This window comes from Ruegeria sp. HKCCD7559 (assembly GCF_013110575.1).
Taxonomy (GTDB): domain Bacteria; phylum Pseudomonadota; class Alphaproteobacteria; order Rhodobacterales; family Rhodobacteraceae; genus Ruegeria.
Map to the genome: position 1 here is coordinate 28,248 of NZ_WVQU01000012.1, position 26,044 is coordinate 54,291.

General features: G+C 58.3%; 28 protein-coding genes and 1 tRNA gene. 9 read left to right on the forward strand and 20 right to left on the reverse strand.

Features of this window, described 5'->3' with window-relative positions; genetic code table 11:
- Positions 1-10: 10 nt before the first annotated feature.
- The 12 genes from GS605_RS19665 to GS605_RS19720 all read right to left on the reverse strand — a co-directional run bounded on the left by GS605_RS19665 (position 11) and on the right by GS605_RS19720 (position 11,060).
- A complete protein-coding gene (locus tag GS605_RS19665; RefSeq protein ID WP_171638020.1) occupies positions 11-769 on the reverse strand; it encodes an SDR family NAD(P)-dependent oxidoreductase in 759 nt (252 codons plus the stop codon).
- Positions 766-1,572, reverse strand: a complete 807-nt coding sequence (gene iolB, locus GS605_RS19670; protein ID WP_171725069.1) for a 5-deoxy-glucuronate isomerase — start codon at positions 1,570-1,572, stop codon at positions 766-768. The genes GS605_RS19665 and iolB overlap by 4 nt, the downstream gene beginning before the upstream one ends.
- A 48-nt stretch (positions 1,573-1,620) precedes the next feature.
- Positions 1,621-2,802 carry a phytanoyl-CoA dioxygenase family protein gene (locus GS605_RS19675; RefSeq protein WP_171725070.1) on the reverse strand — a complete coding sequence of 394 codons (1,182 nt, stop codon included), beginning with the start codon at positions 2,800-2,802 and terminating at the stop codon, positions 1,621-1,623.
- Between the two features lie 50 nt (positions 2,803-2,852).
- On the reverse strand, positions 2,853-3,752 hold the full coding sequence (gene iolE / locus GS605_RS19680; RefSeq protein ID WP_171725071.1) for a myo-inosose-2 dehydratase: 900 nt from the start codon (positions 3,750-3,752) through the stop codon (positions 2,853-2,855).
- Positions 3,749-5,581: a 3D-(3,5/4)-trihydroxycyclohexane-1,2-dione acylhydrolase (decyclizing) gene (gene iolD, locus GS605_RS19685; RefSeq protein ID WP_171725072.1), complete on the reverse strand. Its 1,833-nt coding sequence runs from the start codon at positions 5,579-5,581 to the stop codon at positions 3,749-3,751. The genes iolE and iolD overlap by 4 nt, the downstream gene beginning before the upstream one ends.
- A gap of 153 nt (positions 5,582-5,734) precedes the next feature.
- Positions 5,735-6,556 (reverse strand): ATP-binding cassette domain-containing protein, encoded by an 822-nt coding sequence (locus GS605_RS19690; protein WP_152459131.1) that lies wholly within the window; start codon positions 6,554-6,556, stop codon positions 5,735-5,737.
- Position 6,557: 1 nt separating this feature from the next.
- Complete coding sequence (locus tag GS605_RS19695) at positions 6,558-7,664, reverse strand: ABC transporter permease (RefSeq protein WP_171118992.1); 1,107 nt, start codon at positions 7,662-7,664, stop codon at positions 6,558-6,560.
- A 69-nt stretch (positions 7,665-7,733) separates the two neighbouring features.
- A complete protein-coding gene (locus GS605_RS19700; RefSeq protein ID WP_171638033.1) occupies positions 7,734-8,654 on the reverse strand; it encodes a sugar ABC transporter substrate-binding protein in 921 nt (306 codons plus the stop codon).
- A gap of 124 nt (positions 8,655-8,778) precedes the next feature.
- Positions 8,779-9,792, reverse strand: a complete 1,014-nt coding sequence (gene iolG / locus GS605_RS19705; RefSeq protein WP_171725073.1) for an inositol 2-dehydrogenase — start codon at positions 9,790-9,792, stop codon at positions 8,779-8,781.
- Between the two features lie 381 nt (positions 9,793-10,173).
- Positions 10,174-10,250: transfer RNA gene (locus GS605_RS19710), tRNA-Arg, on the reverse strand.
- A gap of 21 nt (positions 10,251-10,271) precedes the next feature.
- Positions 10,272-10,748, reverse strand: a complete 477-nt coding sequence (locus GS605_RS19715; protein WP_171725074.1) for a GNAT family N-acetyltransferase — start codon at positions 10,746-10,748, stop codon at positions 10,272-10,274.
- Positions 10,749-11,060, reverse strand: coding sequence for an ETC complex I subunit (locus tag GS605_RS19720; protein WP_152459136.1), 312 nt, complete (start codon positions 11,058-11,060; stop codon positions 10,749-10,751).
- Positions 11,061-11,217: 157 nt separating this feature from the next.
- Between GS605_RS19720 and GS605_RS19725 the strand changes: the two genes are divergently transcribed.
- The 5 genes from GS605_RS19725 (at position 11,218) to GS605_RS19745 (ending at position 15,719) form a co-directional block, all read left to right on the forward strand.
- Positions 11,218-11,475 carry a hypothetical protein gene (locus GS605_RS19725; protein WP_171638041.1) on the forward strand — a complete coding sequence of 86 codons (258 nt, stop codon included), beginning with the start codon at positions 11,218-11,220 and terminating at the stop codon, positions 11,473-11,475.
- 14 nt (positions 11,476-11,489) lie between these two features.
- On the forward strand, positions 11,490-13,676 hold the full coding sequence (gene uvrB, locus GS605_RS19730) for an excinuclease ABC subunit UvrB (protein ID WP_305851970.1): 2,187 nt from the start codon (positions 11,490-11,492) through the stop codon (positions 13,674-13,676).
- 287 nt (positions 13,677-13,963) lie between these two features.
- Complete coding sequence (locus tag GS605_RS19735) at positions 13,964-14,425, forward strand: hypothetical protein (RefSeq protein WP_171725075.1); 462 nt, start codon at positions 13,964-13,966, stop codon at positions 14,423-14,425.
- Positions 14,426-14,539: 114 nt separating this feature from the next.
- The gene (locus GS605_RS19740; protein WP_171725076.1) at positions 14,540-15,247 is read left to right on the forward strand and encodes an ORF6N domain-containing protein; all 708 of its coding nucleotides are present in this window, start codon (positions 14,540-14,542) and stop codon (positions 15,245-15,247) included.
- A 43-nt stretch (positions 15,248-15,290) separates the two neighbouring features.
- Entirely contained in the window at positions 15,291-15,719 is a 429-nt protein-coding gene (locus tag GS605_RS19745; protein WP_171725077.1) for a hypothetical protein, read from the forward strand.
- Between the two features lie 5 nt (positions 15,720-15,724).
- On the opposite strand, the gene GS605_RS19750 is transcribed toward GS605_RS19745, so the two are convergent.
- Together GS605_RS19750 and GS605_RS19755 are read right to left on the reverse strand one after the other, a co-directional pair.
- Positions 15,725-15,958, reverse strand: a complete 234-nt coding sequence (locus tag GS605_RS19750) for a zf-TFIIB domain-containing protein (protein WP_171169092.1) — start codon at positions 15,956-15,958, stop codon at positions 15,725-15,727.
- 157 nt (positions 15,959-16,115) lie between these two features.
- A complete protein-coding gene (locus GS605_RS19755) occupies positions 16,116-16,538 on the reverse strand; it encodes an excalibur calcium-binding domain-containing protein (protein WP_171725078.1) in 423 nt (140 codons plus the stop codon).
- A 142-nt stretch (positions 16,539-16,680) separates the two neighbouring features.
- On the opposite strand from GS605_RS19755, the gene GS605_RS19760 reads away from it, so the two are divergent.
- Positions 16,681-17,163: a pyridoxamine 5-phosphate oxidase gene (locus tag GS605_RS19760; protein ID WP_171725079.1), complete on the forward strand. Its 483-nt coding sequence runs from the start codon at positions 16,681-16,683 to the stop codon at positions 17,161-17,163.
- A 3-nt stretch (positions 17,164-17,166) separates the two neighbouring features.
- On the opposite strand, the gene GS605_RS19765 is transcribed toward GS605_RS19760, so the two are convergent.
- From GS605_RS19765 to GS605_RS19785, 5 genes are all read right to left on the reverse strand, one after another.
- Positions 17,167-17,574 (reverse strand): universal stress protein, encoded by a 408-nt coding sequence (locus GS605_RS19765; RefSeq protein ID WP_171725080.1) that lies wholly within the window; start codon positions 17,572-17,574, stop codon positions 17,167-17,169.
- Between the two features lie 65 nt (positions 17,575-17,639).
- Complete coding sequence (locus GS605_RS19770) at positions 17,640-17,966, reverse strand: antibiotic biosynthesis monooxygenase (protein WP_152459145.1); 327 nt, start codon at positions 17,964-17,966, stop codon at positions 17,640-17,642.
- A gap of 144 nt (positions 17,967-18,110) precedes the next feature.
- The gene (locus tag GS605_RS19775; RefSeq protein WP_171725081.1) at positions 18,111-20,399 is read right to left on the reverse strand and encodes a glycosyl hydrolase family 28-related protein; all 2,289 of its coding nucleotides are present in this window, start codon (positions 20,397-20,399) and stop codon (positions 18,111-18,113) included.
- Positions 20,400-20,537: 138 nt separating this feature from the next.
- Entirely contained in the window at positions 20,538-20,939 is a 402-nt protein-coding gene (locus tag GS605_RS19780) for a DUF4864 domain-containing protein (RefSeq protein WP_171725082.1), read from the reverse strand.
- A gap of 49 nt (positions 20,940-20,988) precedes the next feature.
- Positions 20,989-22,563: a lysine--tRNA ligase gene (locus GS605_RS19785; RefSeq protein WP_171725083.1), complete on the reverse strand. Its 1,575-nt coding sequence runs from the start codon at positions 22,561-22,563 to the stop codon at positions 20,989-20,991.
- 363 nt (positions 22,564-22,926) lie between these two features.
- Between GS605_RS19785 and GS605_RS19790 the strand changes: the two genes are divergently transcribed.
- The 3 genes from GS605_RS19790 (at position 22,927) to GS605_RS19800 (ending at position 24,535) form a co-directional block, all read left to right on the forward strand.
- Positions 22,927-23,652, forward strand: a complete 726-nt coding sequence (locus tag GS605_RS19790) for a class I SAM-dependent methyltransferase (protein WP_171725084.1) — start codon at positions 22,927-22,929, stop codon at positions 23,650-23,652.
- Complete coding sequence (locus GS605_RS19795; protein WP_216600271.1) at positions 23,649-24,023, forward strand: EamA family transporter; 375 nt, start codon at positions 23,649-23,651, stop codon at positions 24,021-24,023. Before GS605_RS19790 ends, GS605_RS19795 begins: the two co-directional genes overlap by 4 nt.
- Before the next feature lie 89 nt (positions 24,024-24,112).
- Positions 24,113-24,535 carry a tellurite resistance TerB family protein gene (locus GS605_RS19800; protein WP_152459150.1) on the forward strand — a complete coding sequence of 141 codons (423 nt, stop codon included), beginning with the start codon at positions 24,113-24,115 and terminating at the stop codon, positions 24,533-24,535.
- Positions 24,536-24,554: 19 nt separating this feature from the next.
- Here the strand turns inward: GS605_RS19800 and dacB are convergent, their stop codons facing one another.
- Entirely contained in the window at positions 24,555-26,033 is a 1,479-nt protein-coding gene (gene dacB / locus GS605_RS19805) for a D-alanyl-D-alanine carboxypeptidase/D-alanyl-D-alanine-endopeptidase (RefSeq protein WP_171725085.1), read from the reverse strand.
- Positions 26,034-26,044 lie beyond the last annotated feature (11 nt).

Consider the following 26,044-nt stretch of genomic DNA (forward strand, 5'->3'; position numbering starts at 1 on the left):
ATGGAAAGACTTAGATCGACCCGCCTTCGACCATGAAGTTCCCGGCACTGCACATGGCCGCGTCGTTCGAGGCCAGAAACAGCACCATCCGCGCCACATAGACCGGGTCGATCGGGTCGGGCAGGCACTGACGGTCGATCTGCTTGGCCAGAGCCTCGGGGGTGACCCACAGATCTTTCTGGCGCTGGGTCATGATCCAGCCGGGCACGACCGTGTTGACGCGGATACGGTGATCGCCCAGCTCGCGCGCCATGGTGCGGGTCAGTCCATGCACAGCGGATTTGGCGGTGGCATAGGCAGGGAAACCCGCCCCGGCCTCCCACCACGAATTCGAGCCGATATTGATGATCGAACCTGCACCCCTGGCGATCATTCCGGGTGCCACCGACTGAATGGCAAAGAACATGTGGCGGATATTTGTCGCCATGCGCTCATCCCAGTAGTCAGGCGTGACGTCGCGCCAGTCGTGCCGGTCATCCCGGGCCGCGTTGTTCACCAGAACACCCGCCTCGCCCAGCTCTTCAACCAATTGCCCTATTGCGGCGTTCATCTCGTCAATGTCGCGAAGATCGCATTGGGCGAATGCATGCTCTCCGTCCAGTTCGGAAAGCAAAGCAAGCCCGGCATCGGCGTTGAGGTCCAAAAACCCAACCTTTGCCCCCTGTTCGGCAAAGGCCCGAACGGTTTCCGCGCCAATTCCGCCGGCGCCGCCGGTGATGAAAACAGTCTTCCCTGCGAGGCTTGGGTAATTGGCAAAAGTTTGGCTCATCCGTCACGCTCCATGATCCATTCGACCTCGGGGGCCGGCACGAACCGCCATTTCCGCAGCGGTCCGGCCATGACGTTCAGATAATACATCTCGAACCCATAGGGCGCGCCGCAAGGGTGATGGCCACGCGGGACAGTCACAACGTCGCCATCGGATACCGCCATCGTCTCATCCAACTGGCCGTCATCGGTGTAAACCCGCTGGATCCCAAATCCGTTCGACGGGTTCAGGCGGTGGTAGTAGGTCTCTTCCAGATAGGTGATGTGGGGATAGTCATCTTCGTCGTGGCGGTGGCTGGGATAGGACGACCAGTGGCCGTTCGGCGTGAACACCTCGGTCACCAGCAGGCTGTCGGCGTAATCCTCGGCCTCCATCGCGATGTTGTTGATATAGCGTGTGTTTGCGCCCTTTCCACGTTCAGTCAGGGTTATCCCGTCCGGACCGATCCGCCGGGCCTCGTGGCCGCCCTTGCCCGGGGCTGAACACACGGCGATCACACAATCGGTTTCGGCCACGGCCTCCCATGCGGTTCTGTTCGGCAGATAAAGGCAATGCGGCGGGGTCTTTTCAAAGACGTTCATCCGCTCGCCCAACACGCCCCAGTCCTGACCTGCCCCGGTGATCCGCGCCTTGCCTTCGACCATCACAAGGATGACTTCGCGATCCGCGGTCACTTCGTTTGCGCGATCCCCGGCCTTTAGCTGATAAAGCCCAAAGCCCACATATTTCCATCCAGCGCTTGACGGAGTGATGTCATGTACCTTGCCGTGGGTTCCGACCGGTTTCTTCAGCAGGTCTGCCATTCTTGATCTCCTTCTTGGGCGGGCCCCGAGCGCCCGCCTGTGTTGTATTCAGGCAGCTTGCCTTTGGTTCCGGGCCGATAGGGACTTGTCCAGCTGCGCCTGGGTCCATCTTTCCGCAACCGCGCGACGCAGAATATCCGCCTGGCTTTCCGGCGCATTGCCCCCGACCGGGGGGTCCGTGTCCAGATTGGTCGGGAAGGGATAGCCCTCAGCCGTGGCCGCAATTGCGGCCTCCACCTGCGCTGTGTCCAGCGCCCCGCGCTGTTTTAAGGCGATCAGTGACGGGAACACCGCCACGGACATCGCCCGCCGATCCACCGACTCCATCGCGCGCCCGAAGGCAGATGAGATTTGCAGCAGGTTTGCCATGCGATTGATGTTGGCGCTGCTGTTCGCGCCCGCCGAATGGAACAGCGCCGGATTGAAGAACACCGCGTCACCCTTTTCCAATGGCAACTGGATACAGCTGTCTTCGAAATGCGCCCGGTGTGCTTCATCGTGGAACGCCAGATAGCCCGGCGGGTAGAGCTGCGAGAACGGTAACAACTTGGTCGGCCCGCTTTCCACCGGCATGTCACAATGCGCAACCGCCCCTTGCAGGGTCAGCGAGGCCGTCACCAGATGGGCGTGAACCGGATAACTGGCCGCGCTTTCGGCGCTTTGAAACCCAAGGTGATAATCCCGATGCGCCTGTTGCGCCTTGCCACCGGGGCGCACCTGATTGATCTGCGCGGTCATTTGATAGTTCGGCCCCAGCCACGCCTCGCAAGCCGCTGCAATGGCCACATTCCCGAAATAAAGCGCAAAGCCCTCGGGATCGCGCAAGCACTGTTTCTGCAATGCGTTCCATATCCGGTCATTCGCGCCCGAGGCTGCGAAGTGGTCACCTTCTCCGGCCCCGCCCTGACGTTCTTCCTCGATCATCTGATGGAACACAGCGGTCGCCCGGTCGATCACGGACGTATCCGCAAATGCGCCTTTTAGAACGATCACACCCGCAGATTTGTCCAGCACATACGCCCATTCCGCCAGCAGCGCTTTTCTTTGATCAGCCTTCTCCAACGCCGGGCGCAGCGCATGCATATCATAGATCGGAACGTTCTTTTGCACCGATGCGGCATGAGGCACCGCACCGGTTGTCAGGTTTTGCGAGGTCAACACCTTGAATTCGTCCAGATCACAGGATTCCCGGTCGAAATAGCCGACATATCCAAGGTCCTGTTGTACCATGACGCGCTCCTCTCTGATGGCTTCGGTGTTGCCCCGTTTGGGGTGGTGATCTATGGGGTGATCTTCAGCCCGGCCTTGCCGCAGACCTCGACGATGTGGTCATAGCCCATTTTCGAGTACTCGTAGGGCGGCGCCTTGGCCGGGTCCTGCTCTGCCTCGACCACGATCCAGCCGCTGTAATCCATTGCTTTCAGTGCATTGGCCACGGCCTGAAAGTCGATGCAACCATCGCCCGGCACGGTGAACGCGCCCGCGATCACCGCATCCAAAAAACTGCGATTGTTCTCACGCGTGACCTGTACGATTTCAGGGCGGATATCCTTGAAATGCACGTGATGCACCCGGTCGCCCCAACGGTTCAGCGTGGCCATCACATCGCCGCCGCCAAACAGCAGATGGCCGGTATCGAAACACAGGCTCAATTCGGGGCCTGACCCCTCCATCAGCCAGTTCACCTCATCTTCGCTTTCGATGATCGTGCCCATGTGATGGTGATAGGCCATCGGCATGCCCTGATCTGCCATCCATTTGGCAAGCTCGGTCAGCTTCCCCGCATAGGCCAGAACCTCGTCCCGCGACAGTTTGGGGCGATCATTGACAGGTGTTCCAATCTGTCCCTGGACGGTATTGGAGCATTCGGCATAAACGATGCACGGGCTGTTCAGCGCAACGAATTGTTCGACCTGTTCGCGCACGACGGCGATCTCGGAGTGCAGGTCGTTAACCAGCGTGCTGCCCGAGCACCACCCCCCACACAGCGCGATGTCATTTGCGTCCAGATAGGCCCGCAACCCTTCGGTGTCGGCGGGCATCCTCTGGCCGCGTTCGACACCTGTATAGCCGATCTCGCGCGCTTCTTTCAGCGCCTGCTCCATCGTGTAAGCTGCGGTCAGGTCCGGCAGGTCGTCATTCTGCCAGGCAATCGGAGAGATACCGATCTTCACGCTCATTTCGTGTTTCTTTCCTTGATGGCGACTTCATAGGCCGCGCGTTTTTCATTCACTTCGGGGCGGGTGCTGACCTCGGGCACCGCCACTTCCCACCAGGTTCCGCCATATTCGGTCGATGGGTAGGGATCGGTGTCGATCACCACGACATAGGGGCCTTTGACCTCATCGCGTTTGGCCAGCGCGTCTTCGAGCTCGGCAATTGAACTGACCTTGACCGAAGTCGCCCCCATCGCTGCCGCATGGGCGGCAAAATCGATGGCTGATTTTGTCTCGTGCACAGTGTGGTCGAGAAGGTTGTTGAACTCGGCCCCGCCTGTCCCCATTTGCAGACGGTTGATGCACCCAAACCCGCGGTTGTCCGTGACGACAACAGTGAACGAAATCCCCATCATCGCCGCCGTCGCCATTTCCGAGTTGGCCATCATATAAGTGCCGTCACCGGTAAAGCAGATCACGTCGCGGTCGGGCTGGGCTATCTTGATGCCCATGGCACCGGCGATCTCATATCCCATGCAGCTGAAACCATATTCCATGTGATAGGCTCCGGGGCGTGGTGCCTTCCAAAGCTTGTGCAGCTCACCCGGCATCGTTCCGGCAGCGCACATCGCAACAGTGTTTTCCTTGGCGGCCCGCTGCACGGCGCCGATCACCTGCATATCCGTGGGAAGTGCATTGCTGTCCGCAGGGGCATCCGTCAGCGCATCAACTTTGCCGAACCAATCAGATTTCAATGCCGCGGGCAGATCCGGCGCGCGATGGCCGCCCAGCGCTTCACTGAGTTCATCCAGACCAACCCGAGCGTCGGCCTGCAACGGCATCGCTCCGTGCTTCTCGGCGTCATAGGCGGCGGTGTTCAGGCTGATCAATTCCCGCTCGGGGTTCGCAAACAACCCCCATGACCCGGTGGTGAAGTCCTGAAACCGGGTGCCGACGCCCAGCACAAGATCCGCCCTTGCGCAAATGTCGTTGGCAGGTTCGCCCCCGGTCACACCAACAGAACCAAGGTTGAGCGGATGATCCCAGGCCAATGCGGACTTGCCGGCCTGTGTCTCGGCCACGGGGATATTGTGTGCCTCGGCAAAACGCTGCAACGTGGCGGTTGCGTCCGAATAATGCACACCTCCGCCGGCAACGATAACGGGGCGCTTGGCGGCCTTGATCGCGGCAACGGCGCGCGCCAGTTCCCCCTCATCCGGGCGAATGCGGCGCTGATACCAGACGCGCGGCTCAAAGAAGCTTTCAGGATAGTCATATGCTTCGGCCTGCACATCCTGACAAAAGGCCAGCGTCGCCGGGCCGCAATCCGCCGGGTCCGTCATCGTGCGGAAAGCGCGCGGCAGAGCCGTCAGCAGATGTTCCGGGCGGGTGATGCGGTCGAAATACCGGCTGACCGGTCTGAAACAATCATTCGCACTGATGGTTCCATCCGAGAACACTTCGGGTTGCTGCAAAACCGGATCGGGGCCACGCGTCGCAAATACATCGCCGGGCAGCAACAAAACAGGCAGACGGTTCACGTGGGCCAGAGCAGCGGCCGTGACCATGTTGGTGGCCCCCGGTCCGATCGACGATGTCACCGCCATGGCGCGTTGCCGACCCAACTGCTTGGCATAAGCAATAGCGCTGTGTGCCATGGTCTGTTCGTTGTGACCGCGATAGGTGGGAAGACTGTCTTTCACCCCATGCAGCGCCTCGCCCAGACCGGCCACGTTGCCATGGCCGAAGATCGCCCACACACCTGCGATGAACGGCTCTCCGGCCTCGTTCATCTGCGCGCCCAGATAGCGCACCAGAGCCTGCGCCGCGGTCAATCGGACTGTTTTGCTCATCATGATCCCTTTCAACTCGGAGCCGCCATCGGCGGTCCGCGGGTTTTCTCATTTGCGAAGGTGTCAGGCCTTTTGCCAGAGCCTGAAATCAGAGTGGCGTCAGGTGCCACCGCCCGATGGATGCCCCCCGTGAGGGCATCCGAGTGTCTTGCTTTAGACAGTACCGCCCAGCGATCCCTCAAGCTCGGCCATTTCCTGACCACCGGCCATCAGGTCCTGCAACTCTTCGGGTGTGATTTCACCGCGTTTGGCAGTGCCCAGTGTTTTGCCGCGGTTCAGTACGGTAAAACGATCGCCCACCGCCAGCGCATGGCGCACGTTGTGGCTGATGAAAACCACGCCGACACCCTGGCTGCGCACCCGGTCGATCGTGGCAAGAACATTCGACGTCTGACGCACACCAAGCGCCGAGGTCGGTTCGTCGAGGATCAGGATCTTGGCGCCGAAATACACCGCCCGCGCGATGGCCACCGTCTGACGTTCGCCGCCGGACAATGTCCCAACCGCCTGATCCGGCGCGCGCAGATTGATGCCCATCTTGCGCATCTCTTCCATGCAGACTTCGTTTGCATGATCCACATCGAACCGCTTGAGCAACCCTTTGCCCTTTGTGGGTTCGCGCCCCATGAAGAAATTGCGCGTCACGCTCATCAGCGGGATCATCGCAAGATCCTGAAACACGGTCGCGATGCCCGCTTCCATCGCGTCACGCGGCGTGTCGAAATGCAACGGCTGGCCTTCGAACAAAATCTCGCCCTTGGTGGGTTTGTGCACCCCGGACATGGTCTTGATGAAGGTGGACTTGCCCGCGCCGTTGTCGCCCAGCAGGCAATGGCATTCCCCGGGCTTGACGTCAAAGCTGACGCCAGCAAGTGCGATGATATTGCCAAAGTGCTTTTCGATGTCTTTCATCTGAACGATGGGCGCCTGATCGTCGACGGCATCGCCATGGTGGAACTTGGTGTCTTCGGTCATATCAGCGCTCCCCGGTTACGCGCTTGCGGATCGCGTTGTTGAACAGAACGGCAATTAACAGCATGGCACCCAGGAAGACCTGGAACCAATCCTGATCAAAGTCGGTATAGGTCAGTCCGATGACGACCATTCCAAAGATGATCGAGCCGAAGAAAGCCCCGATGGCCGAGCCGTATCCGCCGGTCAGCAGGCAGCCGCCGATCACCGCGGCGATGATCGCCTCGAATTCTTTCTGGAACCCCCGCCGCGCATCGGTCGAGCCTGCGTCCATGACGGTAATGATCGCCACAAGGGCGGCACAGCACGCCGTCAGCATGAACAGTGAAACCTTGACGCGGTTCACCGGTACACCCGAATTGGATGCAGCCGTGCTGTCACCACCCGAGGCGAAAATCCAGTTCCCTACCGGGGTACGCAGCAGCACGTAGGTCGCCGCCAGTGTAATGACGATGAACCACAGGATTTCGACCGGAATACCCGGGACCTTGGGCGCGCCGCTTTTGAATGTATCGATCATGCCGTTGGCGGCCAGCCATGCGAACAGGCTGCCGAATGCTTCGCCCGAAAAGAAGGGGGCCAGCCAGTCGTTTTCGACCGCGTCGCGCACGCCGCGCAGTTGGGTCGAACCGCCTGTCGCCATTTTCAGCCCCACCAGTGACAGGCCACGAAGGATGAACAGAAACGCCAGCGTTACAATGAACGAAGGCAGGCCCGAACGGATCACGATATTGCCGTTGACCGCACCGACACAGGCCGCAAATACGAATGTCATTGGGATGGCAAAGATCAGCGGCAATTGCCAGGTCACGACGCAGACGCCGAAAAACAGCCCCGAGAACGCGACCATCGATCCGATCGACAGGTCGAACTCTCCACCGATCATCAGCAGTGCCGCACCGATCGCCAGGATACCCAACTGTGCCGCAGGGGTCATGAAGTTCATGACACCGGCAAGAGTGAACATCGATTCATCTGCGGTGATCGCAAAGAACACGAATACCAGAACCGCCCCTGCAATGGCGCCCAGCTCGGGTCTTTTCATCAGTTTGGTCAGGAACGGTTCTTTCTTGACCCTTTCGTCCGACAGGACGGGCGCTGATTCACTCATGGTTTCCTCCCAATTCGGTGAGACCGGCGCGTTGGCGCCGATCCTGTTGTTTGTCGGATCGCGCCGAAATCAGCGGATACCCTGCGCGGACAGTTCGATGACCTGTGCGGCCTTGTCCTGAGTGATCAGGTTCGGACCCGAAGGCACGTCGCCGCCCGGCATCAGGCCGTATTTGGCGTGCAGACCCATGAAGTTCACCGACAGGTAGCCCTGAAGGTACTGCTGCTGGTCAATGGCAAAGGCCGCGTCACCATCCACGATTGACTGGAGGAAGTTGGCCGACAGGTCGAACGAGGCAACATTCAAATCCCGCCCCGAGGCTTTGGCCGCGGCGACCGAAGGCTCGCCGGCCGAGCTCGCGCCCAGCGCCATAACGGTATCGACACTTTCGTCAGCGGCCAGCGCTGCGGCAACTTTGGACTCGATCTCGGACGGATCGTTCGAGGTCGGCAGAACGGTTACTTTACCGCCAAACCCTTCGGTGAAGCCTTCACAGCGCAGGTCAAGTGACACGTTGCCGACCTCGTGGTTGACACAGATCGCATTGGTTCCACCCATCGAGGCCAGCTTTTCACCAGCCGCCTTGCCCGCATCATATTCGTCCTGACCCACATGCAGCAGAGCGCCCAGTTCCTTGGCCACTTCCGCACCCGAGTTGATCGAGATCACCGGGATACCGGCGGCAACCGCACGTTCGATCGAGGGGCCAAGCGCATCGGCATCCGGGATCGAGACGATCAGTCCGTCAGGCTCCTGGTTCACGGCGGCGTCGATCAGCTGCGACATGGCAACCATGTCAAAGGTCTCAGGTGCACGATATTCCACGTTCACACCGACATCTTTTCCGGCCTGCTCAACGCCGTTTTTCACGACGTTCCAGAATGCGTCATTGGCCTGGCCATGCGACACGACCACGATTTCCTGCGCAAATGCAGGTGTGGCCAAGGCCAGTGCCCCGGCAGCAAGCGCGCCTTTAACGAATTTCTTCATTTCAGTTTCCTCCCAATGGTTCAGTCTGATCTTCTGTCGGGGTACCGGCCCCAATCATCCGGCTGTGCCGAATCTCAGTGGCTGCGGCGCTGGGCCGAGCTGGTATTAGTTTGAAGAATTTCGATCATTTTGCAACCGGTTTCAAAATCTCTTCCATCCGAACGGGCTTTCCCGTCTGCGCTGACAGGGTCGCGGCCTCGGCCATCGCCAGCGCTGCAACACCGTCCTTCAGCGTGACCGGAACTTCGGATCCACTTTCAACAGCGTCGACAAATGCGGCCCATTCCACACGGTAAGCAGGCATGTAGCGTTCCAGGAAGAAATAGGTCGGCTTGGCCCCCACCACACCGTCCGCCGTTGACTTTACGACAGTGTTTTCCAGCATGTTCTGAGCCTGTAGCAACCCCTCGGACCCCAGCAGTTCGACCCGCTGGTCATAGCCATAGGCCGCGCGCCGCGAATTCTTGATGACCGCGATGCGGCCATCCGCGTAAGTCATTGTAACTGCCGCTGTATCCACATCCCCCGCGGCGCCGATTTCAGCATCCACAAGCGAGGACCCAACCGCCGAGATCGTTTCGGGAACGTCCCCCATCAGGAAGTTAGCCATGTCAAAATCATGGATCATCATGTCCCGAAACAAACCGCCAGACACCTTTACGTAGCTGACTGGTGGTGGCGCCGGGTCAAAAGATGTGATCGACAGGAGCTCTGCCTTGCCGATCTCACCCGCATCCAACCCCGCCTTCAAGGTCGCAAAATTGGGATCAAATCGCCGATTGAACCCTATCATGACCGGCTTGCCGCGTTCCGCGACGGTATTCAGACAATCCGAGGCGCGCTTCAGGTCCAAATCAACGGGCTTTTCACACAGGACGGCTTTTCCTGCGCCTGTCGCTGCTTCAATCAGGTCAGAATGCGTATCTGTTGGAGTTGCAATCAGAACCGCGCCGATTTCCGGATCCGCAATGATCTCTTCGGAACTGCGCGCCTCGGCCCTATAATCACTGGCAAGGCTGGCCGCGGCCTCGGTCAAGGCATCGGAAACAGCAATGAGTTTGCTGCCCGGATGCGATGCAATCGCCTGCGCATGAACACGCCCGATGCGCCCGGCACCCAACAATCCGACGTTCAACATACAGATCTCCCGAATCTTGTTGTTGCGCGCAACAATGATTCTATTTGCAACCGGTTGCAATATTTTTTTCGCTACCTTGGCGCTTTTACGGCCCAGGCCCCAAATCACCCTGAAAAATTCGCGTTATGATCCCGGATCCTGATCCGCCGGCTGCAACCCACACGCTGAAATCCGCGCATTGGCCGTCCTACGGGAATCCCCCAATTTCGGAACATGGTGAATCAGGTTAATGTTTGGTTAAGGAACACACACTACCACTCTGTGACCCCTTAGAAGGGCTGGCATGACCCCCTCGTCCAGCCCTTCATACCTTACCCGACAACCGCGAAGAAACAGCCCGCATTGCGGCCTGACGTGTTCATCGAAATCGAAATTCGAGAATGGCGATCCCTGAAGGACTCGAACCCTCAACCTGCTGATTAGAAGTCAGCTGCTCTATCCAGTTGAGCTAAGGGACCGCTGCACCCTTCTTGCGGTTTTTACGAGCGGGGTTCAAGAGCCAAGCGCATGAATGCGCTGTTCGGATCGTCACTGTACCCAAAGATCGGTCCGCAATAGGAATAACCCAACGCTTCGTAAAGCTTGCGGGCGGCATCATACTCTGGAAGATGCTCTGCCCCGGTTTCCAAAACCAAAGCTTTGACGCCTTCTGCGCGCGCCAGATCGGCCAGATGAGCCATCAAGACACGCGCCAGTCCGCGCCCCCGTGCCTGTGCGAGGATATGCACCGATTTCACCTCGGCCGTGCCATCGGGCAACAGCTTCAAGGCGCCGCAGCCCAAAGCCTGCTGATCGTCGTAAATCGCACAGAATCGAATGCCCGATCCGGCCAGTGATTCTGCGCTCATCGTATGGTTGCTTTCCGCAGGGCCGGCCGATTCGCTGTGAGCGAAATGAGCTTCCACAATCGGGCGCAACACGTCCGAGGTCGGGTCTGCCTCGCGAATTTCGATCATTCAGTGTGTCCAGGGCCCACGGCGGTCGGTGGCGAAGTTTTCTCCGTATCCGCGTGCGCGCAGGTTGGGTTTGCGCTTATGCGGCTCGCTGACCTGCGCATCGATGCCATTGTCCCTGGCATAATCCATCGCCTCTTTCTTGGTGTCGAATTTCAGGCGTATCTGGGTTTGCGTGTCATTGGATGATGTCCAGCCCATCAGCGGATCAACCTCACGTGCCGAAGCGGGGGCATATTCCAGAACCCACTTGCGGGTCTTGGCCATTCCTGAAGTCATCGCATTCCTTGCAGGCTGGTAAATCCGTGCGCGCATGTCGCCTCTCCGTACTCACTTGGCTGGACCTGTTTATGCGTCAGAGCGCAGCCCGGGACAAGACAACAATTGTCGCGGATTGTCGAAGCAAGCCAATGACAGAAACTGTCATCAGGGCCAACTATGATCTTCGACAAGTCAGCCGAAGGATAAGCAGATGATCCATCGTGAATGCATTCTGGACGTCAACGCAAACCCCGGGAACAACCGGGCGATGCCCTCGACCGAAGCCCATGCCGTGATCGCCGGCAAACCGATGATGACGAAGGCTCTCATCGGCGACCTTGCCGCGTTGGCCGGCAAGGTTGGCTCGGATCACAATCCGGATGCGTATCTGCCCAGTTTCAAAACTGGGGAATTTGTACCGGATCAGCCCTTGCAGTTGGACAAAATAAGAACAAATGTAGGGGCCTGATCCGGAGCCTGCCCATGCCATACGCCCATTCCGACAAGACTCAAATGACAACCGAAGATGTTCGGGCCCGCCTGAAACTGGAAGGCGGCAAACGGTTTGTCATGCATACGGAGTTTGCCCCCGCAGGAGACCAGCCAACCGCGATCAAGGAACTTGCAGGCGGCATTCTGGATGGAGAGCGCGATCAGGTTCTGTTGGGGGCGACCGGTACGGGCAAAACCTTCACCATGGCCAAGGTGATTGAAGAAACCCAACGCCCGGCCATCATCCTCGCCCCAAACAAGACATTGGCGGCGCAGCTTTACGGAGAGTTCAAGGGGTTTTTCCCGGAAAACGCGGTCGAATATTTCGTCTCCTACTACGACTATTACCAGCCCGAGGCCTATGTCGCGCGATCGGACACGTATATCGAGAAGGAATCGCAGATCAACGAACAGATCGACCGGATGCGCCACTCGGCCACGCGGGCGCTGCTGGAGCGCGACGACGTGATCATCGTGGCCTCGGTCTCGTGCATCTATGGCATCGGCTCGGTCGAGACCTACGGGGCGATGACGCAGGATCTGAAGGTCGGGCACGAATACGACCAGCGGCAGGTGATGGCCGATCTGGTGGCCCAGCAATACCGCCGCAACGATCAAGCCTTCCAGCGCGGGTCATTCCGCGTGCGGGGCGACAGCCTTGAAATCTGGCCCGCTCACCTTGAGGATCGCGCCTGGAAATTCTCGTTCTTCGGTGAGGAACTGGAAAGCATCACCGAATTCGATCCGCTGACCGGCGAGCGCGCCGCGACGATGGAACAGGTGCGCGTCTATGCGAACTCGCACTATGTCACGCCGAAACCGACGATGCAGCAGGCCATCATCGGCATTAAAAAGGAACTGCGTCAGCGGCTGGATCAACTGGTGGGCGAGGGCAAGCTGCTCGAGGCGCAGCGGCTGGAACAGCGCACCAATTTCGACCTCGAGATGCTCGAGGCCACCGGCGTCTGCAACGGGATCGAGAACTACTCGCGCTATCTGACCGGCCGCGCGCCGGGCGAGCCGCCCCCGACCCTGTTCGAATTCATCCCCGACAATGCCATCGTTTTTGCCGACGAATCCCACGTCAGCGTGCCGCAGATCGGCGGCATGTATCGCGGCGACTACCGGCGGAAATTTACGCTGGCCGAACACGGGTTCCGCCTGCCCTCCTGCATGGACAACCGCCCCCTCAAATTCGAGGAATGGGACGCCATGCGCCCGCAATCCGTCTTCGTCTCGGCCACCCCCGCGAAGTGGGAGATCGAACAGACCGGCGGCGTTTTCACCGAACAGGTGATCCGCCCAACGGGCCTCTTGGACCCCGAGGTCGAGATCCGCCCCGTTGAGATGCAGGTCGACGACCTGCTGGACGAGGTGCGCAAAGTTGCCGCCAATGGCTTCCGCACGCTGGTCACCACGCTGACGAAACGCATGGCCGAGGACCTGACCGAATACCTGCACGAACAGGGCATCAAGGTCCGTTACATGCATTCCGACATCGACACGCTGGAACGGATCGAGATTCTGCGCGACCTGCGGCTGGGCGCATTCGACGTGCTGGTCGGCATCAACCTGCTGCGCGAGGGGCTCGACATCCCCGAATGCGGCCTGGTCGCCATTCTGGACGCGGATAAGGAAGGCTTCCTGCGCTCCGAAACCTCGCTGATCCAGACCATCGGCCGCGCCGCCCGCAACGCCGAAGGCCGCGTGATCATGTATGCCGACCGCATCACCGGCAGCATGGAGCGCGCGCTGGAGGAAACCAACCGCCGCCGCGCCAAGCAGATCGCCTATAACGAGGAACACGGCATCACGCCTGAGACCGTGAAGAAGAATGTCGAGGACGTTCTGGCCGGTCTCTACGAAGGCGACGTCGATATGAACCGCGTCACCGCCACCATCGACAAACCGATGCACGGCGCGAATTTGGAGGCCCATCTGGACGGTCTGCGCGACCAGATGCGCAAAGCTGCCGAGAACCTGGAATTCGAAGAGGCCGCCAATATCCGGGATGAGATCAAACGTCTGGAAGCGGTCGATCTGGCCGTCGCCGACGACCCCATGGCGCGTCAGTGGGCGGTCGAGAAAGCATCCGAAGACGCAGTGAAATCGCGTGGACGGTCAACAGCTGGCAGGCCGGGGCAACGGGGTGGGAATGTGAAGCGGCGGAAGCGGTAGGTTTGCATTATCTGATGTTAAGTTCGAAAGGTGATTAATGAAGCAAAATTACTCACGACAAATATCTCTTATGTGCCCAACTTGCGGTGCAAAAGACTTTTCATTTGACGACAGCGTTCCTGAAGAAAACCGTTACTACGTTTGCACGGGGTGCGAGCTAAAGTTTTCCTACCAAGAGATTTACGATAGCAATCAAGAGATTATCTCGCGGGCAATCGACGAAACTAAGCGTGAAATCGTTTCGGATGTGAAAAAGAAATTTAAACGAATGTTCAAATAGGTTCTAAATGGAATTATCGGATGTTATTGCCGGGTTTGCTCTATTGGTCTCCGCATCTGCCTTGATAGTGACCTTGAGATCTTTCAAATCTCAAAGCCGCTTAACTGATCGCGAAATCGAGTTAGTGCGCATTCAAATCCAGCAGGCACAAGGTGAAGCAAAGCGCGAGAAAACTGCTTCGGTGTCAGCACGCCTAAACCGAATTGATAGAACAAATTGGCGCCTACGTGTTTTCAACACCGGGCCGGCAACTGCTCGTAACGTTCGTCTATTGCTGGACGATCAAAATCAAATTGTCGCAGAGAACTTTGCAAACGATAAGTTTCCAATGAGCAAACTTGAGAAAGGCCAAAGTGTGGACTTGGCTGCTATGGTTCACATGCAGACCCCTCCCAAAGAATGGTTACGTATCACTTGGGAAGACCCTTCGGGCGAGGTTAAGGAAAACCGCGTGGAAATTACGATATAGTAAGGTTGGGTGGATGCTCGCACCCGTTTTTCCAATGGCGACCACTCCACCCTTGCCACCCACCTCTCCTTCCTCCACGTTTGAAATCACAAATTGTGATTCCAAACGGTTGCCATGACGAACCCCAAGAACCTGCCCTCCACGCATGAGGTTCAAAACGCCATTCACCGGGTGCGCGGAACCCGTGTGGTGCTGGCCGAGGATCTGGCGCAGTTCTACGGAAAATCCGTCAGCGCCTTCAATCAGGCCGTCTCGCGCAACAAGGACCTGTTCGAGGGCTATCGCTTTCAACTGACCGACGCCGAGGTCGCCGATTTGACATCACAGAATGTGATTTCAAAGCCCAAAGGCCGCGGCGGGCGGCGGGTCAACCCGTGGGTCTATACCGATTACGGCGTGGCCATCGCCTCGGCCCTGTTCAAGGACCCGCGCGCGATCAAGATCACCCGCATGATCACCGAAGCCTTCGTCGACGGCGCCAACGCCCTGACCGAAACCCCGCGCAGCGCGCCCGAGATCCTGCCGCCCCAAGACGCCCCCGCCCCGCTGCTGCCCAACGGTGAGCAGTTGCGAGATCTGGCCGAAAACATCCTCGATTCCGGGCAGCAGAGCCTGGTCGATTACATCGCCAACCCCACCACCAAGCGTCAGCAGGCCGTGGCGACAATCATGAAGACCCTGGCCGAAACCGCCGGCGAAGAGGTGCGCACCCAGCACGAGCGTCTGCGCCTGCGCATCGCTGAACGGTTGGCTGCGGGCGATTATGCCGATGATGACGACCGCAAGGGGTTGCTGGACCTGCTGAATGCGATGAAAGGCTGACGCAGCCCTTGCCCCGGACCTTTCGGCCGCTAGACTCCGCACCATGCGCGTTGTCCTGTTATCAATGATCCTCGGAACACCCGCCGCCGCGTGGGAAGCAACGGTGGGCCAGATCTGCACCCTGTCACACGTTACGGACACGGCAGAGATATTCCTGACCTATGACCCCGCAAAGCCGCTCTATACCCTGTCCGTTACCCGCAAGACCGAAGGTTGGACCAATACCCCATGGTTCGCGATGCGGTTCCAGGGGCCAAACCCTATCGAAATCGCCACTCCGCATCATGTCCTATCTGACGGTGCATCGATGCTGACGGTTACCGATACCGGATTTGGAAACGTGCTGGACGGGCTGGAATACAACCTGACCGCCTATGCGTTTACGCAGGACAGGGTGAGTGAATTTCCCTTGGACGGTGCAGCGCCCCAGGTTCGCATTTTCCGCGAATGTGCCGGGGCCCAGCTGTCCTAACCGGGTCAGAAATCGAACAGATCTTCCAGAAAGCCGCCTCTTTTCTTTTTCTTGCGATAGCCGTGATCCGCCCGGTCATCGTAGCCGGGTTGTGGCGGAGAATACGCTGTCGAACGCTCGATGATCTTGTCCAGTTCGCCCCGATCCAGCCAGACACCTCGGCATTGCGGACAATAGTCGATTTCAACCCCGTTTCTGTCCGTGATGACCAGTTGAGTTCCGTCAATCGGGCATTGCATCATACGATCTCCTGTTTTGCCATCCATATGAGATGGGGTTGATCCGCTGCATTGCCATCCCACTGTGACATGACGCCCGTTCGCTTGAGGCTAACTGGATGACACAGGCAACCGGCCCCGGCCCGAGCAGATTTTCTGGACTTCGCGATTACAACCGTCAGGGGCGCACGAACTTGGCCGTTCCAAGAGACCGCTGTTGCGGTTCGGGATTGTTGTGAACTGGCGGCGCAGTTGCCCGGGGCGGGCTAGTAGCGCCACAGGCGACCCCGTCGCCATCCGGGTCATTACGCTTGTGATAACCCGCCTGCCCCTCGTAAAACGGCCCCACCCCCAGCGACTGCGTTGCATCACACCCTGCCAATGCGATCAGGTGGATCACCGCCTCTTCCCGCTCAAATTCGGACAGGCGCAGAAAAACACCCGTGGCGATCAGCACGGTGGTCAGCGGCAACAACAGAACCATGACCAGAATGCGTATCGGAGACAGCGCATGCCTGCGCGTCGCCTCTGCGCGCCGGTGTCGTCTGGACGGCCGCGGCTTCGGATCAGACGTATCCTGCGAGGGTTTCTTGAACAGCATTATCTGATCTGTAACGTCGATTTGTGGCAAAGCCGAGGCAATCCCATATCGCTGAGGTAAAACAAATGGCGCAATCCATTTCAGGCACTTAAAATGACAGGGAACCGTCATCTGCCCGATTTTTTGCTGCCGAACCGATATCGTGACCCAATCCGATCCTTATCAGACGCCCGACGCAGCGGCGCGCTTGCAAGCACAGGACCTTCTCTTTCAGGCCAAATTTGCCGCACTGGCCTTTCTGCGCCCTGACACCGGGTGGCCGTCTGTCTCGCGGATCGCGCTGGCCACGGATGAAGCAGGTTGCCCTGTTTCGCTGATTTCAACCCTTGCGGAACACACGCGCGCGCTGAGCGCTTGTCCCAACTGCGCCCTTCTGATCGGAGAGCCCGCAGACAAGGGCGACCCGCTGACCCATCCGCGCCTGACATTGCACGTGATCGCTCAGCCAGTTCACCGGGACATGGCAGGCTATGGTGACTTGCGCGACCGGTACTTGGCGCGACGGCCCAAAGCGAAACTCTATATCGATTTCGCCGATTTCGGACTGGTCCGGTTCGCCATCCAAGACGGCCTTTTGAACGCCGGATTTGGCAGGGCCTGCCGCCTTACCGCACAGGATTTCTAGCCATCAGCGGACCACATGCACGGCACATGCCGCATGACGAACGACATGAGACGCGGTAGAGCCCAGTAGCAGGTCCTGCATCCCCGGCCGGTGGGACGCAATTATGATCAGATCGGGTTTGTTCGCCTCGGCCCAATCCAGAATGGTCCGGCCGGAATGTCCCTCGATCACCAAACCCTTTGCATTCGGCAGCTGCGATGCCAGTTCATCCAGTTCTGTCTGAATCGCCTTACGCGCCTCTGTCAGATATTCTGACGGCATGTACGAGATTGCATAGTTAGGAATATGCTCGACCACATGCAACAAGGTCACCTGCGCGTCTGGCGTGGCCAGAATCTGGGCCAGCTTCAAAGGCCCGGATGTATCTCTTTCAACATCGAACGAGATGGGGACCAGAATGTTGTGATACATGATGTGAGCCTCCGTTTTTGCAGGCTAACTTTGAAACAGATACGAATTGCAGGCTTTGATTCAGGTCAGGAACTGCCGAATGTCTCAGCGACGTCATACATGACCGGTTCAAAGCTTTTGCAGAGTTCGTTGATCTTGCGGTTGCGATCGCGCATTTCAGGCGTGCGCAGCATGGCAAGGAAATCTTCGCGGCGTTCCCATTGCGAATAGTTTGCTATTCGGGTTTGCGCGTCATTGACGTGCAGCCCGGCGGAAACGAAACCTGGCTGCTTCGAAATGAATTCGGCATAGGCATCCGTCAGAGCTTCCAGAAGGTCCTGGCAGGTGCCAGGCGTCATTTCAAAGGTCGTGATAACTGTCTGAACACTGGCGTTTTTGGCGATTTTCAGCATCGGGATTCTCCACTTTCTGTCCCAAGCCTAACACATCAAAATGAAACGTCGCCTATTTCCTGCCGTCCTTGCAAACCGGGTCTGTCATTTTACGGTCAGATCAGAGTGAAATGGCCACCCGTTTCGGGGTGGCCAGACAGCCTTTTAACGTTCCATGCGCATCAGAACCGAGGCCGTACCCTTCACATGCTCTGGCCAACGCAACAGAAAACTGTCGCCTGTCGCCCCCTGTTCGACCTCAACATGAGGCGCACTGAAGACGTGGTTGTTGAACACCCCCGAGAGCACACCGATCGTCGCAACCCCATCGCAGCTTCTTGCTTTGCCGTCGAAAGGCAACTGCCCGTTTGCCGAAACAGGCCAAAGATTGGACACCGAGTTCTGCGTATAACGAACCCTCAACGGGTTTGCGGATTTCCTTGTTACGCCATGATACGTATTGTTCTGGAAGGTCACGTTCGAGTGCCTGTCTTTGTTCAAGTCGGCAAAGCTTGTATCCACCCGATCCGCTCGAAAGATTTCACCGCTCGTGGCACGGAACTTGTTGCCGGTCACGACCAGGCCATTGAGAAAATGCCCGGGCCCATAGGGACGAATGACGATGAAACTGAACCAGGACGGGGCCTGACTGGAATAAAAGATGTTGTCCGTGATGCTCATTGCACTGAACGAAAAGCCACTCGTGTAGGTCGGCGACGGGTCGCGTTCATTCGTCCATTCGACGAAACAGTTGTCGACATAATTCTCGGCGATAGTGGAACTGTTGTAGGTGCCGATCATGATCAAACCGGCCGTACGCACACCTTGCGGGATGCTATCGCCCTGAAAGACATGGTTGCCCAGAATCATGTTATTGTCACCGCCCAGAACAGCGAAATGTCTGAAGCGCACGGCTCGGTTGTGGCGCAGCTTCACATCGTTTGAATTGGTATTCAACGCAATGGAATATCGGTCCGTGACGACAAGGGATTCTTCTGCTGACAGGAACTGGCAATTATCGATCAGCATACCCTTGCACCCCGTTCCGGTCGACGTGATCCCCCGGTTTTTCGGGCGGCTGATAAAACAGTCGCTCAACGAAAACGTACTGCCGGAGGCCGCCAAACGAATTCCGCTGCATCGGCTGTTGCACTGAAATTCGATCTGTTCCATGCCGAATTTCCGAAGCGTGCTGAAGCCGCTGAAATCCAGCAGGTACTTGAGTGAATAGAATGTGAAAGACTGGGTCCCCGAAGCCCCCACAAGAGGCGCACTCAGTGTGATCTCACCCGCACCGACATTCTTTGACCGTACATAGATTTCACGCCCGACCCCGCTGCCGGCAACGTAGGACCCGACGGGAATGTTGGCGACATTCGCGACATTGGTCAGACGCGTTTTGTCCGACGGATCATAGGTCGCAGTCGAGGTGAACGTTTCGGTATCCCACGCCGAACTGCTTTTGACATCAAACTGACCATTCCGGATCACGCGACGGGTTGAAAAACCACTCTGCTTGTTGGGAACCGCTGCGGCCATGTCGATCGGCGCGGTGACGGAAATCTTGCGACCACCCAAATCCAGCGAGTCATGATCCGAATTGTTCAGAAGGGCCTGAAACGCTTTTTTGAACGCCAGTTCTTCGTCTCCGAAAGCCGAGATGTAAGCCGGCAGATGGAAATCCTTTGTCAGCAACAGCATCTTGTCATCCGGCATGGTGACTGTGCCTTCAAAGTCCATTTCGGATGTCATACTGGTGTTTTCGGCCAGATGATAAGTCCCTTGCGGAACGTAAACCCGACGGCCACCCGCCGCCTGATCGGCCGCTTCAAACGCAGCTGAATCATCCGTCACACCGTCGCCGATGGCCCCATAGTCGCGCACATCCACAACACTGATCATCTCACGCAAGAAGACACCGGTGACATCCGTGATCTCTAGGTCGTCGACACGCACCAGCGCCCCATTCGCGCCCTCAATATCCAGACCAAAATGGCCATACAGGGCGGCCAGCCCCCAAGGCATGTCCACGCCGGGGCGTTTGCCGGTTCCGACAATCGCCGTTATTTCATGCACTCCTCCATAGCCCGACAGCTGTGTTGCAGGCCCCTGCTCCACAACACCTGACACATGCGTGTCCTCCGCGCCCCCGGCCCAGGCCGCTATGCGCACCGACGGCAAAGGGCCGCTGATCGCCTTGACCCGCGCTTTGATCTGCAAATAGCAACCAGGCAAAATCGGCGTCTGGCCCATGTATCGAAGCTGTTGGGTGGTTTGGACTTTCAGGATCTCCAGACAGCCACCAAAATCGGCATCCGCAGGCACGAAAACCCCCGTGCCGGATCCACCATATGTGGGCGAGCCGGGCGTTCCGTCCCCTGCAGACCAAACGTTCAGGCCATTCGCGAATTGAGGCGGCATGAAGACGATGCCGTCAGTGATTGCCTTGTTCATTGAAAACCCTTTCTAAATCGCGCCACGCCAATCTGGCGACGCGTCCAAACCCCGTGTCCAGGTCCGCCCCGAACGCGTCAGTCTGAATACCGAAAGAGAATTAACCACGGCTCATATCACCGTGACGGTGGTGTTGCCTCAGGCCGCAGGGTCAGCGTTGCCCAACAATTGGACGCCATTGATTTTCCAACCGCCTTCCAGAGGGATCATCTGATAGTCCAATATGTGCACACGCCCGTTTGCATCCGTGATCATCACCTTCTGCCACAAGGCTCCTGCAATTTCACGCAACTCCAGAAAACGTATGTCGGCAGGACGCCAGACCATCGGATATCCATTGCGCACCATCTGTCCGAAATTGTCGGGGTTCTGAAAAAGGCGCTGGATGCTGGGGCTGGCAAAGGTGAAGGCCGTGGCAAAATCATCCGCCTTGAAGGCCTGTATCTGCGCCGAAATGTTTGCTTCGATCTCTGCGTTTTGCGCAAACGCGCCCGACCCCAGCCCAACACTCAGGGATACAGCAAGCAAAAATCGACGCATGGGGCCACCTCCTGCAAAAAAGAGTAGCCCCATAGGGGATCAGGTCAAATCAGACCAGCTCTCCGGCCAGCGCCTTGTCGATCAGGCCAATTGTCTCTGGCACACCGTACAGCGCGATAAAGCCGCCAAAACGCGGGCCCTGCGATGCACCCAGAAGCACTTCGTACAACGCCGTGAACCAACCGCGCATGGGGTCGAACCGCTCACGCCCGATGGAATAGACCACTGATTGGAGCGCCTCGTCCTCGGTCGGGCCATCATAAGCCTCAAGCGCGGCTTTCAGCGCTTCCAGCGCCTCGCGCTCCTGATCCGTGGGTGCGCGATGTTTGCGCGTTGGTTTGACGAAATCGTTGAAGTAGCGAACCGCAAAGCCCGCGGCCTGATCCAGATCGGGATGGCTTTCAGCCGTTGCTTCCGGCGCATAGCGGCGAATAAAGCCCCACAGCGTCTCCTTGTCTTCCGCGCCCGAGACCGACGCCAGGTTCAGCAACATAGCAAACGGTACGATCAGGGTCGATTCTGGAACGTCGCCACCGTGAATGTGCCAGACCGGATTGTTCAACTGAGCTTTCAGGTCCTGCCCCGGATAGGCGCGCAGCTGCTGATGATACTCATCATAGGCTCTCGGGATCACGTCGAAATGCATCCGCTTGGCCGTCTTGGGCTTTTGGTACATGAAATACGCTAGGCTTTCAGTCGGCGCATAGGTCAGCCATTCGTCAATCGAGACACCATTGCCCGACGATTTCGAGATCTTCTGGCCATTCTCATCCAGAAACAGCTCATAGCTGAAATGCTCGGGCGCGCGGCCGCCCAATGCACGGCAGATCGCGTCATAGATCTTTTCGTTGGTAGCATGTTCTTTGCCGTACATCTCAAAATCGACACCCAGCGCTGCCCAGCGCGCCCCGAAATCCGGCTTCCATTGCAGCTTCACGTTGCCACCGGTGACGGGAACGGTCCATTCCTTGCCGTCTTCATCATCGAATGTGACGGTATAGGTCTCTGCACACACTTTCTTCATCGGCACATACAGAACCCGACCGGTTTCCGGGTGGATCGGCAGGAAGATCGAATAGGTCTGCTGGCGTTCTTCCCGCAGGCTTTTCAACATGATGGCCATCACGTCGTCATAGCGTTCAACTGCACGCTTCAGAATCTCGTCGAATTGGCCCGAGCGATAGAAATCACGCGCCGAATAGAACTCATATTCGAATCCGAAGGTATCGAGGAACCGGCGCAGCATCGCGTTGTTGTGCTCGCCGAAGCTGGGGTATTCGCCAAACGGATCGGGAACCGAAGTCAACGGGCGCTGCAAATGTTCCTCAAGCGCCTCCGGGTTGGGCACGTTGCTGGGCACCTTGCGCATCCCGTCCAGATCGTCTGAAAAACAGATCAACTTGGTCGACATGTCCGAAAGCGCCTCGAACGCGCGCTTGACCATCGTGGTCCGCGCGACCTCGCCGAACGTTCCGATATGCGGCAAGCCAGACGGGCCGTAACCAGTTTCGAACAGCACATACCCCTTTTCCGGAGCACCCTTCTGATAGCGTTTGAGCAACCGGCGCGCCTCTTCAAAAGGCCAGGCCTTGGACGACATCGCGGTTTCACGCAGTTCAGACATTTCAATGTGCTCCATCGGGGAAAGTGCCGCGGTCACCCCATGCAACCGGACCGGCCCCTCCTATTGTGCCAGTGCAGCATGAGTCAATAAAGCAGTGGCGCAATTCGCGACACACTGCGCCAAAAAACAGTCGCCCTCGGGCAGGTAGGGAAACGTTCCATGGCCCGCAAACACTCTGCCCGGGATATCTGCGCTGCATTTTCACCGGCCAGCCTTGCTCAGGCCACAATGGTGGGCCGATTGTTCCTCCGAAACAAAAAAGACACGGGCGCGGGCGCAAACTTGACCCGGTTGTTTCGCACGCTCACCGGGCAGTGTTAGACAAAGGCGACACGGGGGGTTCCCCGGACCAGAGGAAACGGGATGCGACGCGAAACCACCAACCGTATACGCTTTGTACTCGAAGATATCGTGCCGCCTATCCTGCGTGACAGCGCCGCCTTTCATTGGCTGGCATGCAGGGTTTGGGGCGACCATATCACGCGCCTTGCCGAATTCCGTGAACGTGCAACCTATCTGACGGATGACGAATACGAAAGACTCTACCGCGATCATCCGCGCGTACATCAGGGCACCGACAATTCCGAAGCCTGCATCAAGCGGATTGCCAAGGATATCGTCGGGCAAAGCATCTGCGATGTCGGCTGCGGCACCGGAGTTCTTTTGCAACGCATAAAGGCCGCCCGACCCGACATCACGCAACTGACAGGAGTGGATTTCGTCGTCGATGATGCGGCAGCCATCGACAATATCGACTATGTCGCAGCTCGGATCGAAGAACTGCCGTTCGAAGACAACAGCTTTGACACCGTAATCTGCACCCACGTGATCGAGCATCTTCTGGATTACCGGCAAGCAATCGCTGAACTGCGTCGTGTCGCGCGAAAACGCGTCATTATCGTCGTCCCGCGTGAACGCGAAAGCAGGTACACCTTCAATCCGCATTTCAACTTTTTCCCCTACACCCACAGCTTTCTGCGCGCGGTGCATCCCAGCCCGGACATCCATGTCTGCGAAGATCTGGGGCGCGACATCTACTATTGCGAAGACCGCCCCGGGGAAAAACCGGAACCGGAGCATCAAGGATGACTCCGCCCGCCCCAACGACACTGGTCTGGGTTGGTTTGCTGTGCACACCAGTTATGATCTCGGCCGGGCAAATCCTGTTCAAACTGGCAGGAAACCGGATTGACGGGCGCGAAGCCACCGGAATTGCGGGCCTCATCCAGACGCTGTTCGATCCTTTCCTTCTGACAGCCTTTGCCATCTATGGCTCGGCTACGGTGCTGTGGGTGTATGTCCTGCGGTATCTGACCCTGTCCCAGGCCTACCCTTTCATGGCCCTCAGTTTCGTTCTTGTGCCACTGGCCTCGCACGTCTTCTTCGGCGAAACACTTGGGCTGCGCTACTGGCTGGGGGCCGCGCTTTTGATTTCGGGAATGATGGTCATGAATACCTGATCGCGCGGGGGTGGATGAAACAAGGTGTTGAACCTGACCCGCTGCGCTCATATCGTGCGTCCTCGAACGACCCCAATCAGGACCATCCCATGACCGAGCAAGTGCCCCACCCGATGTCCCCGCAGGATTGCCTTGTGGCGATCATGGTTGCAGTCTCGGCGTCTGACGAAAACATCCGAACCGCCGAGCTGGTCAAGATCGAAGTCGCCGTGAACATGCTGCCGGTCTTTGCCGGGTATGACATCGATCGGACCCGTCGTGTATCACAGATTGTTTTTGACCTGTTCGAACAAGAAGACGGTTTGGATGCGCTGTTTGGCCTGATCCGTGAAAACCTGCCCGAGCGTCTGAACGAAACGGCCTATGCGCTGGCTTGCGATGTTGCAGCCGCCGACGGTTCGCTCGCTGAAACGGAACTGCGCCTGCTGGAAGAAATCCGGTACGAACTGAATATCGACCGGCTGCATGCCGCCGCAATCGAACGCGGGGCACGCGCGCGCCACACGGTCTGATCTGGGCAATCTACGGGTTTCAGCTTCCGTAGAGCGAACCCCAACGTTCCAGCAAGGCCCGTTGCAGTTTCCGCGACCTGCGGTTCCAGCTGCGCGCGCCTTCAGGCCGTTCGCGTTGTGCGCGAGGAATCTTGGCGCGGTGGGCCACGTCCGCCGTAAAAATGGCAAAGGCAAGATCGACCCCGTCCGCCGTTGTCAGGAAACCGCCCAACCCGGATACGAAGTTCAATGTGCCTGTCTTGGCATCGACCTTGATCGGGTGGTTCTTGACCGGCCGCCCATTGCGATCCGTCAAGGCAAAAGGCTTCATCAATGGGCGCAATGCGCCCATTTTCCGGGCCGCGACCAGGGCCGCAACCAGATCCGCCGGCACCATACGCGAGGCATCGCCAAGACCGGAATGATCGACCATCGCGATCCCGTTCACGCCAAAGCTCTGAGACGCCCAACGGTTCATCTCGGCCGCCGACTCCGCCAGGTTGCGCGGGTCAACGCCCCGCGCTTTGGTTGCGGCCAGCCCAACCATCTCGGCCGTCAGGTTCGTCGAGTATTTCAGCATCCCGCGCAAAATACTGTTCAATGGATCGCTGCGATGCACCACAAGGTCGACGCCTTTTGGCGTCTCTCGTGTCACTTGCACCCGATTCAAAACGATTCCATTGGATCGGGCTAAAGTACGAAACACATCACCCGCGTACAATGCGGGCTTGCGCACAGGCAGCCAGCGCGCCCCGCCATTGCCCAGCGCGCCCTTGGCCACGGTCCAGCGGTCCTGCCGCGCACTTGGCTGATAGGTATAGATAGGCAAGCTGCGGTTCTCGACCCGCATGGCTGCCACATCCACTGCCGGCACATATCGTGCGCTGCGTGCATCCATGGTCACATCGTACCCCTTACCGGCACGCTTCCACTCGAAATGGACCCGATTGAAATTCAACGATATCCCGCTTACCGCCGGGCTGTACCCCACATGATCCGGCTGTCCGGGATCAATGCTGAACACGAAGGGCAGCGCCCCGTCATAGACCTTGAAAGCTCCTCGAACCTCGGTGATTCCGGCCTCGCGCAGGTTGGCCGCCATCGTGGCCAGCGCATCCGTATCCAACAGCGGGTCACCCCCGCCTGCCAGTATCAGATCGCCATGCAGAATCCCGTTTTCAATTGGCCCATCTGCGATCAAACGGGTTTCGAACCGGTGGTCAGGCCCCAGAACGTCCAGCGCGTAAAGCGCGGTCATCGCCTTGCCGACACTGGCCGGGGGCAAGCCCGCACCTTCACCAAAAACCTCCAGCGGCTTTCCGGTCGCCACATCCGCGACGGCGAAAACAACTTCGCCCGTCAACCCTGCGGCTGCAACCAAACGCTCGGCACCACTCAACAGCGCCGCACGCGCGCGCGGTCTGAGCGAGACCAGCGGCGCCTGCGCCAAACCAGTTGCCGGGATCAGAGACGCCCCCAATCCTCCCAGAAACTCACGACGTGAAAAACGACCAGCCATAGTTGGAATAA

What these genes read in the sequence shown, in the direction of transcription:
- GS605_RS19665 (WP_171638020.1), bottom strand. Translation starts at nt 769, where the DNA reads ATGAGCCAAACTTTTGCCAATTACCCAAGCCTCGCAGGGAAGACTGTT.
- iolB (WP_171725069.1), bottom strand. Translation starts at nt 1,572, where the DNA reads ATGGCAGACCTGCTGAAGAAACCGGTCGGAACCCACGGCAAGGTACAT.
- GS605_RS19675 (WP_171725070.1), bottom strand. Translation starts at nt 2,802, where the DNA reads ATGGTACAACAGGACCTTGGATATGTCGGCTATTTCGACCGGGAATCC.
- iolE (WP_171725071.1), bottom strand. Translation starts at nt 3,752, where the DNA reads ATGAGCGTGAAGATCGGTATCTCTCCGATTGCCTGGCAGAATGACGAC.
- iolD (WP_171725072.1), bottom strand. Translation starts at nt 5,581, where the DNA reads ATGAGCAAAACAGTCCGATTGACCGCGGCGCAGGCTCTGGTGCGCTAT.
- GS605_RS19690 (WP_152459131.1), bottom strand. Translation starts at nt 6,556, where the DNA reads ATGACCGAAGACACCAAGTTCCACCATGGCGATGCCGTCGACGATCAG.
- GS605_RS19695 (WP_171118992.1), bottom strand. Translation starts at nt 7,664, where the DNA reads ATGAGTGAATCAGCGCCCGTCCTGTCGGACGAAAGGGTCAAGAAAGAA.
- GS605_RS19700 (WP_171638033.1), bottom strand. Translation starts at nt 8,654, where the DNA reads ATGAAGAAATTCGTTAAAGGCGCGCTTGCTGCCGGGGCACTGGCCTTG.
- iolG (WP_171725073.1), bottom strand. Translation starts at nt 9,792, where the DNA reads ATGTTGAACGTCGGATTGTTGGGTGCCGGGCGCATCGGGCGTGTTCAT.
- GS605_RS19715 (WP_171725074.1), bottom strand. Translation starts at nt 10,748, where the DNA reads ATGATCGAAATTCGCGAGGCAGACCCGACCTCGGACGTGTTGCGCCCG.
- GS605_RS19720 (WP_152459136.1), bottom strand. Translation starts at nt 11,060, where the DNA reads ATGCGCGCACGGATTTACCAGCCTGCAAGGAATGCGATGACTTCAGGA.
- GS605_RS19725 (WP_171638041.1), top strand. Translation starts at nt 11,218, where the DNA reads ATGATCCATCGTGAATGCATTCTGGACGTCAACGCAAACCCCGGGAAC.
- uvrB (WP_305851970.1), top strand. Translation starts at nt 11,490, where the DNA reads ATGCCATACGCCCATTCCGACAAGACTCAAATGACAACCGAAGATGTT.
- GS605_RS19735 (WP_171725075.1), top strand. Translation starts at nt 13,964, where the DNA reads ATGGAATTATCGGATGTTATTGCCGGGTTTGCTCTATTGGTCTCCGCA.
- GS605_RS19740 (WP_171725076.1), top strand. Translation starts at nt 14,540, where the DNA reads ATGACGAACCCCAAGAACCTGCCCTCCACGCATGAGGTTCAAAACGCC.
- GS605_RS19745 (WP_171725077.1), top strand. Translation starts at nt 15,291, where the DNA reads ATGCGCGTTGTCCTGTTATCAATGATCCTCGGAACACCCGCCGCCGCG.
- GS605_RS19750 (WP_171169092.1), bottom strand. Translation starts at nt 15,958, where the DNA reads ATGCAATGCCCGATTGACGGAACTCAACTGGTCATCACGGACAGAAAC.
- GS605_RS19755 (WP_171725078.1), bottom strand. Translation starts at nt 16,538, where the DNA reads ATGCTGTTCAAGAAACCCTCGCAGGATACGTCTGATCCGAAGCCGCGG.
- GS605_RS19765 (WP_171725080.1), bottom strand. Translation starts at nt 17,574, where the DNA reads ATGTATCACAACATTCTGGTCCCCATCTCGTTCGATGTTGAAAGAGAT.
- GS605_RS19770 (WP_152459145.1), bottom strand. Translation starts at nt 17,966, where the DNA reads ATGCTGAAAATCGCCAAAAACGCCAGTGTTCAGACAGTTATCACGACC.
- GS605_RS19775 (WP_171725081.1), bottom strand. Translation starts at nt 20,399, where the DNA reads ATGAACAAGGCAATCACTGACGGCATCGTCTTCATGCCGCCTCAATTC.
- GS605_RS19780 (WP_171725082.1), bottom strand. Translation starts at nt 20,939, where the DNA reads ATGCGTCGATTTTTGCTTGCTGTATCCCTGAGTGTTGGGCTGGGGTCG.
- GS605_RS19785 (WP_171725083.1), bottom strand. Translation starts at nt 22,563, where the DNA reads ATGTCTGAACTGCGTGAAACCGCGATGTCGTCCAAGGCCTGGCCTTTT.
- GS605_RS19790 (WP_171725084.1), top strand. Translation starts at nt 22,927, where the DNA reads ATGCGACGCGAAACCACCAACCGTATACGCTTTGTACTCGAAGATATC.
- GS605_RS19795 (WP_216600271.1), top strand. Translation starts at nt 23,649, where the DNA reads ATGACTCCGCCCGCCCCAACGACACTGGTCTGGGTTGGTTTGCTGTGC.
- GS605_RS19800 (WP_152459150.1), top strand. Translation starts at nt 24,113, where the DNA reads ATGACCGAGCAAGTGCCCCACCCGATGTCCCCGCAGGATTGCCTTGTG.
- dacB (WP_171725085.1), bottom strand. Translation starts at nt 26,033, where the DNA reads ATGGCTGGTCGTTTTTCACGTCGTGAGTTTCTGGGAGGATTGGGGGCG.